Annotated in this window: 11 protein-coding genes and 4 tRNA genes; 6 read left to right on the plus strand and 9 right to left on the minus strand. The window is 59.6% G+C overall.

Annotated features, from left to right (window positions below):
• Positions 1-9 precede the first annotated feature (9 nt).
• The 7 genes from clpX to ACP7E3_RS06445 form a co-directional block, all read right to left on the minus strand.
• The gene (gene clpX, locus ACP7E3_RS06415) at positions 10-1293 is read right to left on the minus strand and encodes an ATP-dependent Clp protease ATP-binding subunit ClpX (protein ID WP_017848146.1); all 1284 of its coding nucleotides are present in this window, start codon (positions 1291-1293) and stop codon (positions 10-12) included.
• A gap of 112 nt (positions 1294-1405) precedes the next feature.
• The gene (gene clpP / locus ACP7E3_RS06420; RefSeq protein ID WP_017848147.1) at positions 1406-2041 is read right to left on the minus strand and encodes an ATP-dependent Clp endopeptidase proteolytic subunit ClpP; all 636 of its coding nucleotides are present in this window, start codon (positions 2039-2041) and stop codon (positions 1406-1408) included.
• Between the two features lie 91 nt (positions 2042-2132).
• Entirely contained in the window at positions 2133-3443 is a 1311-nt protein-coding gene (gene tig / locus ACP7E3_RS06425; protein ID WP_046382846.1) for a trigger factor, read from the minus strand.
• A gap of 400 nt (positions 3444-3843) precedes the next feature.
• Positions 3844-3919, minus strand: a tRNA-His gene (locus tag ACP7E3_RS06430).
• A gap of 77 nt (positions 3920-3996) precedes the next feature.
• Positions 3997-4081 (minus strand) — tRNA-Leu (locus ACP7E3_RS06435).
• Between the two features lie 57 nt (positions 4082-4138).
• Positions 4139-4214: transfer RNA gene (locus ACP7E3_RS06440), tRNA-His, on the minus strand.
• A gap of 32 nt (positions 4215-4246) precedes the next feature.
• Positions 4247-4323: transfer RNA gene (locus tag ACP7E3_RS06445), tRNA-Arg, on the minus strand.
• Positions 4324-4598: 275 nt separating this feature from the next.
• On the opposite strand from ACP7E3_RS06445, the gene folD reads away from it, so the two are divergent.
• The 5 genes from folD (at position 4599) to ACP7E3_RS06470 (ending at position 9920) form a co-directional block, all read left to right on the plus strand.
• Positions 4599-5453, plus strand: a complete 855-nt coding sequence (gene folD, locus ACP7E3_RS06450) for a bifunctional methylenetetrahydrofolate dehydrogenase/methenyltetrahydrofolate cyclohydrolase FolD (RefSeq protein ID WP_017848149.1) — start codon at positions 4599-4601, stop codon at positions 5451-5453.
• A gap of 141 nt (positions 5454-5594) precedes the next feature.
• A complete protein-coding gene (locus tag ACP7E3_RS06455; protein WP_046382845.1) occupies positions 5595-5879 on the plus strand; it encodes a hypothetical protein in 285 nt (94 codons plus the stop codon).
• Positions 5880-6212: 333 nt separating this feature from the next.
• On the plus strand, positions 6213-7136 hold the full coding sequence (gene pbpG, locus ACP7E3_RS06460; RefSeq protein ID WP_426122604.1) for a D-alanyl-D-alanine endopeptidase: 924 nt from the start codon (positions 6213-6215) through the stop codon (positions 7134-7136).
• A 211-nt stretch (positions 7137-7347) separates the two neighbouring features.
• The gene (locus tag ACP7E3_RS06465; RefSeq protein ID WP_057004468.1) at positions 7348-7737 is read left to right on the plus strand and encodes a DUF2946 domain-containing protein; all 390 of its coding nucleotides are present in this window, start codon (positions 7348-7350) and stop codon (positions 7735-7737) included.
• A 95-nt stretch (positions 7738-7832) separates the two neighbouring features.
• A complete protein-coding gene (locus tag ACP7E3_RS06470; protein WP_256350937.1) occupies positions 7833-9920 on the plus strand; it encodes a TonB-dependent receptor in 2088 nt (695 codons plus the stop codon).
• Between the two features lie 30 nt (positions 9921-9950).
• On the opposite strand, the gene ACP7E3_RS06475 is transcribed toward ACP7E3_RS06470, so the two are convergent.
• Positions 9951-11285: a sensor histidine kinase gene (locus ACP7E3_RS06475; RefSeq protein WP_426122607.1), complete on the minus strand. Its 1335-nt coding sequence runs from the start codon at positions 11283-11285 to the stop codon at positions 9951-9953.
• Entirely contained in the window at positions 11282-11941 is a 660-nt protein-coding gene (locus ACP7E3_RS06480; protein WP_017848219.1) for a response regulator transcription factor, read from the minus strand. Before ACP7E3_RS06480 ends, ACP7E3_RS06475 begins: the two co-directional genes overlap by 4 nt.
• 131 nt (positions 11942-12072) lie before the next feature.
• Here ACP7E3_RS06480 and ACP7E3_RS06485 point away from each other — a divergent pair, with 131 nt between their 5' ends.
• A complete protein-coding gene (locus tag ACP7E3_RS06485) occupies positions 12073-12396 on the plus strand; it encodes a PepSY domain-containing protein (protein WP_017848220.1) in 324 nt (107 codons plus the stop codon).
• Positions 12397-12453: the final 57 nt, after the last annotated feature.

Here is a 12453-nt window from a genome sequence, read left to right on the forward strand (position 1 = left end):
GCCGGACGCTTACGCGTCTGGCGCAGCCTTGGCAGCCGGCTCACTGTTTTCATAGATATACAGTGGCTTGGACTTGCCTTCGATAACGCTTTCGTCGATCACCACTTTGCTCACCTCGGACTGCGAGGGGATTTCGTACATGGTGTCGAGCAATACGCCTTCGAGGATCGAACGCAGGCCACGCGCACCGGTTTTGCGCTCCAGTGCCCGCTTGGCCACTGATTTGAGTGCGTCGGTACGGAACTCGAGGTCTACGCCTTCCATTTCGAACAGCTTGGCATATTGTTTGGTCAGGGCGTTTTTCGGCTCGGTGAGGATCTGAATCAGAGCAGCCTCATCCAGCTCGTCCAATGTCGCCAGGACCGGCAGACGACCAACGAATTCCGGGATCAGACCAAACTTGACCAGATCGTCAGGTTCGACTTCACGCAGGGACTCGCCCACCTTCTTGCCTTCTTCCTTGCTGCGCACTTCCGCACTGAAGCCGATGCCGCCACGGGTGGAACGGTTTTGAATAACCTTTTCCAGACCGGAGAACGCACCGCCGCAGATGAACAGGATATTGCGCGTATCAACCTGAAGGAACTCCTGCTGTGGATGCTTGCGGCCGCCTTGTGGCGGTACGGAAGCAACCGTGCCTTCGATCAGTTTCAACAAGGCTTGCTGCACGCCTTCACCGGAAACATCCCGAGTGATCGACGGGTTGTCGGACTTGCGCGAAATCTTATCGATTTCGTCGATGTAGACGATACCCATCTGGGCCTTCTCTACGTCGTAGTCGCACTTTTGCAGCAACTTCTGAATGATGTTCTCGACGTCCTCACCCACGTAGCCAGCCTCGGTGAGGGTGGTGGCGTCGGCGATGGTGAACGGAACGTTCAGCAGGCGAGCGAGGGTTTCCGCAAGCAGGGTTTTACCCGAGCCTGTAGGACCGATCAGCAAGATGTTGCTCTTGCCGAGCTCGACTTCGTCGTTTTTCTTGTCACGCTGGTTCAAACGCTTGTAGTGGTTGTACACCGCTACGGCCAGAACCTTTTTTGCACGCTCTTGACCAATCACGTACTGATCAAGGATGCCGCTGATTTCTTTAGGCGAAGGCAATTTATGCGCGCTGCTTTCGGCCTGGGCTTCCTGCACCTCCTCACGGATGATGTCATTGCACAGGTCGACGCACTCGTCGCAGATAAAGACCGAGGGGCCGGCAATCAATTTGCGTACTTCATGCTGGCTTTTGCCACAGAAGGAGCAATAGAGCAGCTTGCCGTTGTCCTCGCCGTTGCGGGTGTCAGTCATTCGTTCGATCCAAATCCGATAGGCTTGCAACACAAGATGAAGGCTTATGCGGGCTTTTTCAAGCCCGCAGGTGATCGGACTTGCCGACCTGGCCTATTTTGAGCTGCTTATATTAAGCGGGGCGCTTGTCAATCACTGCGTCGATCAACCCGTAATCACGCGCGGCTTCGGCGCTCATGAAATTGTCACGGTTGGTATCACGCTCGATTTCTTCCAAGGTGTGCCCGCTGTGCTTGGCCATCAGCGTGTTAAGACGCTCACGAATAAAGAGGATTTCCTTGGCATGGATTTCGATGTCCGATGCCTGGCCCTGGAAACCGCCCAGTGGCTGGTGAATCATCACGCGCGAGTTCGGCAGGCAGTAACGCTTGCCTTCGGCACCTGCGGTCAGCAGGAAAGCGCCCATGCTGCACGCTTGGCCGATGCAGGTGGTCGACACGTTTGGCTTGATGAACTGCATGGTGTCGTAGATCGACATGCCCGCGGTCACCGAACCGCCCGGCGAGTTAATGTAAAGATGGATGTCCTTGTCCGGGTTTTCCGCTTCAAGGAACAGCAGTTGCGCACAAATCAGGTTGGCCATGTAGTCCTCTACCGGCCCCACCAAAAAGATCACTCGCTCCTTGAGCAGGCGCGAGTAGATGTCGTAGGCGCGTTCGCCACGAGCGGACTGCTCGACAACCATCGGGACCAGGCCGCCTGCGGCCTGGATATCAGAGTTCTGCTGAATATAGGAATTACGGAACATGCTCTGCAGTTACTCCCAAATAGTCATGTCTTGAAAACGCATAAGCCAGCGCGAGGCTGGCTTATGGTTGTATTTCAAACGAGTTGGACAATCAGTCGGCTTGTGCTGCTTCCGCCGGCTTGACTGCTTCTTCGTAAGAGACCGCTTTATCGGTCACCTTAGCCTTCTGCAGAACAGTATCCACAACTTGTTCTTCCAGCACAACCGAACGTACTTCGTTCAGTTGCTGGTCGTTCTTGTAGTACCAAGCCACAACCTGCTCAGGCTCCTGGTAGGCCGAAGCCATTTCCTGGATCATTTCACGAACGCGGTCTTCGTCAGGCTTGAGGTCGAACTGCTTGACCACTTCAGCCACGATCAGGCCCAGCACGACGCGGCGCTTGGCTTGCTCTTCGAACAGCTCGGCCGGCAGTTGGTCAGGTTTGATGTTGCCACCAAACTGCTGAACGGCTTGTACGCGCAGGCGATCCACTTCGTTGGACAGCAAAGCCTTAGGCACTTCGATCGGGTTGGCGGTCAGCAGACCGTCCATGACCTGGTTCTTGACCTTGGACTTGATGGCCTGACGCAGCTCGCGCTGCATGTTCTTGCGAACCTCGGTGCGGAAGCCGTCGATGCCGGTTTCCTTGATGCCGAATTGAGCGAAGAACTCTTCGTTCAGCTCTGGCAGCTTAGGCTCGGACACGCTGTTGACCGTCACGGTGAACTCGGCGGCTTTGCCGGCCAGGTCCAGGTTCTGGTAGTCAGCCGGGAAAGTCAGGTTCAGAACGCGCTCTTCGCCGGCTTTTGCGCCAACCAGGCCGTCTTCGAAACCCGGGATCATGCGGTTGGAACCCAGCACCAGCTGAGTACCCTTGGCGGAGCCGCCAGCGAATGCTTCGCCGTCAACCTTGCCCACGAAATCGATGTTCAGCTGGTCTTCGTTCTGGGCAGCACGTTCGGCCACTTCGAAACGGGTGTTCTGCTTGCGCAGGATTTCCAGCATGTTGTCCAGGTCGGCATCAGCCACTTCGGCGCTCAGGCGCTCGATCGCGATACCGTCGAAGCCGGCAACTTCGAACTCTGGGAACACTTCGAATACAGCAACGTATTCCAGGTCCTTGCCCGCTTCCAGGGACTTAGGCTCGATCGAAGGCGAACCAGCCGGGTTCAGCTTTTGCTCGACAACCGCTTCGTAGAACGACGCCTGGATCACGTCGCCTACCGCTTCCTGACGCGCATCAGCACCAAAACGGCGCTTGATTTCGCTCATTGGCACTTTGCCTGGACGGAAGCCAGCGATCTTGGCCTTTTGGGCAGTCTGCTGCAGACGCTTGTTGACCGCAGTCTCGATGCGCTCTGCCGGCACGGTGATGCTCAGGCGGCGCTCGAGAGCAGTAGTATTTTCAACAGAAACTTGCATGGATATTCCTCGTTGCACAGACGTTAGCCGGCCGTTTCCGACCCCAGAATCAAGGGCATGCATTCTAGTGGGTCAAACTCAAGAAGTCACCCTACTGGAAACGGGTAAAAAAACAGCAGGCAATTTATCGGTACGAAGACACTGTTGCGCCTCGCCCCGGTGACAAATACAGCCAATCGCGCCAGGGCTCTGCGCCGACCCTTCTATATATAGAAGAAGTCGCCAATCATCTCCCTGACGGCCGCCCCTGCGAACAGGACCGGCAGGCAGCGCGGCATCATCGAGACACATAAATACGACGAAACGCCCTGCCTTGCGACCCAGAACCTGCAGCCGCGGAATACTCGAACCACTAAAACAAAAAAGGCGCCAGACTGTTAAATCTGGCGCCTTTCGAATATGGGGTGGACGAAGGGGATCGAACCCTCGACAACGGGAGTCACAATCCCGTGCTCTACCAACTGAGCTACGCCCACCATATTGCGTTAACAAAGAAACCAAACCACTTCTTTGTCGAGCCTGACCCCGCCTTCCGGCCGGGCAAAGCTTTAATTGGTGCGGATGAAGAGACTCGAACTCTTACGCCTCGCGGCGCTGGAACCTAAATCCAGTGTGTCTACCAATTCCACCACATCCGCGCTTGAAGCTCTTAAAGCAAAGGCGCCAGATGATTAATCTGGCGCCTTTTCAAAATATGGGGTGGACGAAGGGGATCGAACCCTCGACAACGGGAGTCACAATCCCGTGCTCTACCAACTGAGCTACGCCCACCATCTAACGCTACTTGTGCCAAAGCTGCCTAATGGCGCACCCGGCAGGACTCGAACCTGCGACCATCCGCTTAGAAGGCGGATGCTCTATCCAGCTGAGCTACGGGCGCCTGATTAATCTGTACTCTTGGAGGATTACAAACTAAGTGCTTCCAGCCTTGCAGAACAACAATCCTGCTAGACCTTCTTAACCAGTGCTAGGCTGTGCCCGACAAGTGCGACGAATAGTATAGACGCGCCGGAAAGCCGTCAAATCTTTTTTGAAAAAAATTCATTTTATTTAAGGGGTTAGGCCAATTTGCAGACCAAGCGCCTTTGCCCCCACGTCTTGGCATGCGAGAATGCGCGCACTTTTCTTCCCCCTCTCGATGGTTAATCACGCGTAATGACTGCACAACTTATCGACGGCAAATCAATCGCCGCCAGCCTGCGCCAGCAGATCGCCAAACGCGTCACCGAGCGTAGCCAGCAAGGCTTGCGCACGCCTGGCCTCGCGGTGATCCTGGTCGGCAGCGATCCTGCGTCTCAGGTTTATGTCTCGCACAAGCGTAAAGACTGTGAAGAGGTCGGCTTTATTTCCAAGGCCTACGACCTGCCTTCCGAGACCACCCAGCAGGCCCTTACCGACCTGATCGACGGCCTCAACGATGACCCGAACATCGACGGTATCCTGGTGCAACTGCCATTGCCCGCGCACCTGGACGCCTCCCAGTTGCTCGAACGCATCCGCCCGGACAAAGACGTCGACGGTTTCCACCCGTATAACGTCGGCCGCCTGGCCCAGCGCATCCCGCTGCTGCGCCCATGCACGCCCAAAGGCATCATGACCCTGCTCGAAAGCACCGGCGTCAACCTTTACGGCCTCGACGCCGTGATCGTCGGCGCCTCCAATATCGTCGGGCGCCCGATGGCCATGGAACTGCTGCTCGCCGGCTGCACCGTGACCGTAACCCACCGCTTCACCAAGGACCTCGCCGGTCACGTCGGCCGTGCCGACCTGGTGGTAGTGGCTGCCGGCAAGCCGGGCCTGGTCAAAGGTGAGTGGATCAAGGAAGGCGCGATCGTCATCGACGTCGGCATCAACCGCCAGGCAGACGGCAAGCTGGTCGGCGACGTGGTGTACGAAACCGCCCTGCCCCGTGCCGGCTGGATCACCCCGGTACCGGGTGGCGTTGGCCCGATGACCCGTGCGTGCCTGCTGGAAAACACGCTGTATGCAGCAGAAACCCTGCACGGCTGATCAACTGCCGCGCTGAAAAGAGCCCTGCCTTGTCGCAGGGCTTTTGGTTTCTGATGAACCTCACGCTCTGCTATCGTGCATCCGCGGCTGACATGTTCGGCACCCGCCAGATGCCGCAGGAACCCCAGGAGTGCTTTAGCCATGCGCAACCTACATGCCGCCCCTCTGCTGATCCTCATCGCGGTATTGATCCCCGCTTGCACCACCCAACTGACTGAAGCGGGCAAACAGGTCAACCTCGTCACGGCCTCATCCGCCCACGCTTGCCACGTCGTCAAAGCCTTCACGGTGCAGGGCTCATCCAACGGCGACGCTCTGAACACCGCATTCAATAAAGCCGCCGAGGCTGGCGCTGACAGCCTGAGCATTGTCAATGTGGGGGACGCTGGCAAAATGCAGGTAGCCGCCTTGAACTGCCGACGCTGACGGGCTTGCCCAATAGAACATGCACCCGAACATCCGGCTCGTTCACCCAGGCGCAGCACCCGGTTTCGCGTTTCTTCGACATCCTTTTCACCCGCCATCGACAGGATCGGGCGCAACTTACCTCTACTCCTTTGAAAATCCCCATTAGACCCGCCCTCATAGCGGGCCTTTTTTTGCCCGCGATGGGCTACAAGCCTAACCAATCATCGTCTTACAGCCTTTATTTAAAGGCTCTCTATCGTTTTCTGATCCATACTCCTAAAATGTAACGTCATTTTTCATAAAGCCCGTTGCAGAACGGTATTTCTTACTTTTTTTAGCGAGTTCATCCGCGTGAAAATTCGTCTCTCTCTCGTCAGCCTTTTATTTGCTTTCACCGGCACCTTTGCGCACGCCGCCGAAACCACCCTGGCCCCGCGTGACACCTCAAAACTGCAAATCGCTTCCGGCAGCGCCATGCTGGTCGATCTGCAAACCAACAAAGTCATCTATTCCAGCAACCCGGACGTGGTGGTGCCGATCGCTTCCGTGAGCAAGCTCATGACCGGCCTGATCGTGCTGGAAGCCAAGCAGAACATGGACGAATACATCGACATCAACATCACCGACACGCCGGAAATGAAAGGCGTGTTCTCCCGGGTGAAAATCGGCAGCCAGATGCCGCGCAAAGAGATGTTGCTGATCGCCCTGATGTCCTCGGAAAACCGCGCCGCCGCGAGCCTGGCTCACCACTACCCGGGCGGCTACGCAGCCTTCATTGCGGCGATGAACGCCAAGGCCAAGGCGCTGGGCATGACCAGCACCCATTACGTCGAGCCTACCGGCCTGTCCATCCATAACGTGTCGACCGCCAGGGACCTGAGCAAGCTGCTGGCCTACGCGCGCAAATTCCCGATGCTGAGCCAATTGAGCACCACCAAGGAAAAAACCGTGGCGTTCCGCAAGCCCAACTACACCTTGGGTTTCTCCAACACCGACCACCTGATCAACCGCGCCAACTGGGACATCAAGCTGACCAAGACCGGCTTCACCAACCAGGCCGGCCACTGCCTGGTGCTGGTGACCAGCATGGGTAACCGCCCGGTGTCGCTGGTGATCCTCGACGCCTTCGGCAAGTTCACCCACTTCGCCGATGCCAGCCGAATCCGCAACTGGGTCGAGACCGGCAAGGGCGGTTCGGTGCCGGACGTTGCGTTGCGCTACAAGGCCGACAAGAACCTGAAGAACCGCCCGAACGCGACAGAGGTTCGTCGCTGAACGGCGCCCCCCCCCAAAACGCCCGCCTGACCAATGCCCCGACATGCTCGGGGCATTTTTTTCGGCATAAGCCACGCAAAAACAGGCCGTTGCATCGCTAACCGGGGTTGCGGATCACGCCCACGATCTGCGGCAAAATAGCGCACAGACAGGCTTTTACTTTGCGCCTGAACTGCCGCTAAATGTTCACCCCTTTCAGTCGACTTCGTTCATGGCTCGTCTCAAACGCATCAGTCCCTGGCTAGCCTGCCTGGCCATCGTGCTGAACATGCTGGCCATGCCGCTCAGCCGCGCCATGCAGACGCCGGACATGGGACTGTTGATGTGGGGCGGATTCTGCTCGGGGGGCGCCTCGCAAGCGCTGCCTCCCAACTTGAGCAAGCTGATCGACCCGCTCCAGTCGGCGCCGTCGCAATCCGCCATGAAACACAGCGATTGCTGCTGCGGTCATGCCGGACTGGCGGCGCTGCCGTCCGACTACTACAGGCATTTCCTACCGCGATACGCCCCCGACACCACCCTCGACAACCCCGAGTTGCCGACGCTGCACCCCAGAATCCGCTGGCCGAGCCTGAGCCCGCGCGCCTCCCCTACCGTTTGATCGACACCCGCGCCGCCCCATAGGCGGCGCGATCTGCTTGTCAGCCGCCCGCCTGGGCGTCCTCGAAGTGTCTTGATCATCAGGAATGGTGCGTTATGCCTGCTCGAATGACTTTGCCTCGCGCAAAGCGTGTCTCTGTGTCCCGCCCGCTATGGCCCTTGCTGTCCATCGGCCTGTTCGCCCTCAACCCGCTGTCCTCGGCACTGGCCGAAACCGGTAAAACCGAAGACTCCACCCTCACCCTCGGCACCGTCACGGTCCAGGGCGCCAGCGCCAGCAGCGGCCCGCTGAGCACCAGCAGCGTGCTCAGCTCGGTGGACATTCTCGGCGCCGACATCCTCGAAAAAATGCCGGTCAACTACAGCTGGGAACTGTTCAGTCGCGCGCCAGGGGTGATCCTCACCGAGTTCAACCAAGGCACCACCTCCGGCAAGATTTCCTTTCGCGGCTTCAACGGGGAAGGCGAAGTCAACGCAGTGAAGTTGCTGATCGACGGCATCCCGAGCAACAGCAACGACGGCAACATGCCGTTCATGGACATGATTTTCCCCATGGAGCTGGACAGCATCGAAGTGGTGCGCGGCACCAGCGATGCGCGCTACGGCCTGAACAACATCGCCGGCAACGTCAATATGCTGACCCGCACCGGCGGCGACTACACCAAGGCGCGGGTGCGCTACGGCAGTTACAACACCCAGGAAACCCAGCTGGCCAAAGGCATCGAAGGCAGCAACTGGACGCAGAACTACTTCTTCGCCTACCAGAAATCCGACGGTTACCGCGATCACGCCGAGGCGGACAGGTTTTCCATGTCCGGCAAATGGTTCTACACCCCGGACGACAACAGCTACCGCATCGGCCTGATCGCCCGTCACTACGAAACCGAGGCGCAGGAACCCGGCTACTTGAGTGAAGAGGACGCCCACCAGCACCCGACCATGACCAACAGCTACAACGCCACCGACAAAGGCACGCGGCGGATGAACCAGGTCAGCCTGCACTTCGACACCGACCTGGCCGAAACGCTGGCCTGGTCGGCAAAAACCTACGTCAACACCTTCGACGACCGGCGCTGGACGCAATACTGGCGCACCAGCGCCCAGCAGGAGCGCGACGCCTACGAAACCCAGTATGGCGCCCTCACCTCCCTGACCTGGCGCCCGCAAGTCAGCTGGCTGTACGACTTCGCCCTGGAAGGCGGCGCGGACATGCAGCAGCAGCAGAACAAGAGCGAGCGCTACCGCACCAAGGACCGCCTGCGCCTGGCCCAAACCCGCGACCAGCGATTCGACTTCGACACCTACGGCGCCTATGTCCAGGCCGAGATCAAGCCGTTCGAGTCGCTGAAAATCGTCCCGGCATATCGCGTCGATAAGATCCAGGGCGACTTCACCAACGAAATGACCGGCATGGACTACGACATCAACGACTATGGGCTGATCAAACAACCCAAGCTCAGCGTGGTGTATTCACCGTGGGACGTGGCCAGCATCTATGCCAACTGGGGGCGGACCTTCCAGGTCGGCACCGGCGCGGCGGCCTATAAGATTCCACCGCGGGATACCAACCTGGCGCCGTCGATCAACGACGGCTGGGAAACCGGGGTCAAGTTCACCCCGGCGGACTGGATCGACGGCCGCATCGCCTATTGGCAGCAAGAAGCCAGCGGCGAAGTCAGTCGCCGCCTCAACGACCCGAGCGGCGAGTCGGACAACGTCGGCGAAACCCGGCGCTGGGGTTACGACGCGCAAGTCAATCTGCACCCGGACGAACGCACCGAAATCTGGATGGCCTACTCCTGGCAGTACTCGAAAATCCTCCAGCCCAGCGCGACTTTGCCCAACAGCAAAGGCCAGGAAATCGACCACATCCCGCATCACCTGTACAACGCCGGCGTCAGCTACAAGGCCACGCGGGCGCTGCAGTTGACGGCGTGGATGAACGGCCAGACGAATTACTACCTGGAACGCGAGAACACCAAGGGCACTTACGGCGGCTACGTCTTGATGAACCTCGGCGCGACTTACCAGGTGACCGAATCGGTCAGTGTCGACCTGCAGTTGAAAAACCTCACCAACCGCTACTACGAATACGTCTGGTATGACCCGGACGGCGCCCAGGCCTCGCTGCACTCACCCGGCGACGGGCGCGCGCTGTACACAGGCGTCACCGTCGACTTCTGATCGGCAGCGCCGCCGGGGCGCGATGAACGTTCAGGCCGGCAAGCGCAAAAACTGAACGTTCACTTCAAACCCGTCGTCCCGGCCTGTGGCCGGCGACGCCAGGGTCATGTGCGCCTTGACCCCATGGACGATGGTCTTGGCAATCGCCAGGCCCAATCCGCTGCCGCTGGCTTCGCTGCTGCCGCGCACGAAGCGTTCGGTCAGGCGCTGCAACACCGGCGCCGGCACGGCCGGTCCGCCGTTGACCACCCGCAGCAACGCATCGTCCGTGAGGCTGACGTCGACCGGTTGATCCGCCGCGCCGTACTTCAACGCATTCTCGATCAAGTTGCGCAGCAGGATGCCGAACGCGTCCGGGTCGATCGCGCAATACACGCTGCCCTCGCTCGGCAGTTGCAAGCAGATGCGCTGCCCGCTGCTGCGGTTCCACTCATCGACCCCATGGGCCAGTAAGGGAATCAGGTCCTGGGGCGCCTCGGACAACAACCCGCCGCCCTCGGCCTTGGCCAGTTGCATGAGTTTTTCCGAAAGCCGCGCCAGTTCGCGCAAGGCGTGTTCGATCTTCGCCGCACGCACGCGCAACGGGCCTTCCGGCGCTTCCTGGCGCAAACGCTGGATCTGCGCCAGCGTCGCCGCCAATGGCGTGCGCAACTCGTGGGCGCTGTTGGCGGTGAAGCTGCGCTCGGCCTCCAAGGCCTTGCGCAAGCGCTCCAGCAGGTGGTTGACCGCGTCGGCCAACGGGTCGATTTCAGCCGGCAGCCGGGCCACGCTGATCGGCGACAAATCCCCCACACCACGCGCTTCCACGGCACGGCGATAAGCCAATACGCTGCGCAGGCTGAAGCGCACAAACAACCATGTGCCCAACAGGCTGATGGGGATCAGCGCCAATAACGGCATCAACAGGGCCAACAAGGCTTCCCGCGCCGCCTCACGGCGATGCCCCAGCGGCTCGGCGATCTCAATGAACAGCGTATCGCGCAGCGCACTCGCGCCGTACAGCCGGTATTTTCGGGTGGTGGAAAACCCTTCGCTCGGGTGTTCGCTGAAGATCTTCGGGTTGGCGTCATGGGACTGCATCAGAATCTGGCCCTGGGCATCGCGCACCAGGTACGTCAGGTATTCCTTGTGCATCTTCAGGGTGGCGACGTGCTGGGCGGTGCGCGGTTCTTCGCGGTTGCTGATTTCCAGCACGGCCAGGGGCAGGATGCGTTGCGCGGTCTCTTCCAGGGCGCTGTCGAACGCCTCGTTCAATTCGTGTTGCACCACCAGCCAGGCGCCGACGGTCGCCCCCAGCCAGAGCAAGGTCATGCCCAGGGTCAACCCGAGGCCGAGGCGTTTTTGCAGGCTGATCGGCGACTTCATCCGGCCATCAACCGATAACCCATGCCACGCACGGTTTCCAGCAGGTCGCGCCCGAGTTTTTTGCGCAGGCGGCTGATATAGACCTCGATGGTGTTGCTCTCGATTTCCGCACCGAAGGCGTACAAGCGCTCTTCGAGCTGCGACTTCGACAGCAACGCCGTGGGGCGCTGCACGAACGCCTCGAACAGCGCCCATTCGCGCGCCGTCAGGTCGACGGTGATGCCGGCACGCTGCACGGTGCGCGCGTTCATATCGATCTGCAACTCGCCGAGTTTGATCTGCGGGTTGGGATTGCCGCTATAACGGCGGGCCACGGCGGCCACCCGGGCCGACAGCTCGAACAGGTCGAACGGTTTGACCAGGTAATCGTCGGCCCCGGCGTTGAGGCCGGCGATACGATCGGATATCTGGTCCTGGGCGGTGAGGATGATCACCGGGGTCACATTGCCGGCCGAACGCTGCTGGCGCAGAAAGTCCAGCCCGCGACCGTCGGGCAGCATCAGGTCCAGCAGGATCAGGTCATACGGCGTGCTGCGCACGCTGTTGTTCGCATGCTCCAGGCGCTGCACCCAATCGACCGCATGGCCGTCGTCGGCAATCTGTTCGCGCACCGCCTCGCCCAGCCCGGGTGCATCCTCGACCAATAAAACCCGCATCTGGCACCTCCTGTGGTGGTTGTCGTGCCGCACCTTACCGAGCTTACCTGACGTGAATCTGAAGATTCAGCTGGTTGTCAGGAATGCCCTTTAGGGTAAGCCGCAAATGCCAATCCGGCCGGAGACAGATCATGAAATCAGCTTTTATTGTCAGCACCGCATTGCTGGGCGTCCTGCTCGGCGCAAACGCCTTGGCCGACGACGACTGCAGCGAGCCGGTCAGCGACTGGCAACCACGCGAAACCCTGCGCCAGCAAGTGGAACAGCAATACGGCTGGAGCGTGCAACGCATCAAGGTCGACGACGGCTGCTATGAACTCAGGGGCACCGACCGCAAAGGCAATGCGATCGAAGCCAGCTACGCACCCGCCTCGCTTCGTCTGCGCAAACTGGAAATCCATTTCGGCGCCAACGGCGACGCCCGGGATTACCTCAACCGCCCTGGATCGGAATGATCAGCGGTTTTTCCACGGCTTTCAGGTTGCTGTCAGCCAGCAGGTCCAGGCTCTCGC

The organism is Pseudomonas sp. PSPC2-3, assembly GCF_049898265.1.
GTDB classification, from domain to species: domain Bacteria; phylum Pseudomonadota; class Gammaproteobacteria; order Pseudomonadales; family Pseudomonadaceae; genus Aquipseudomonas; species Aquipseudomonas veronii.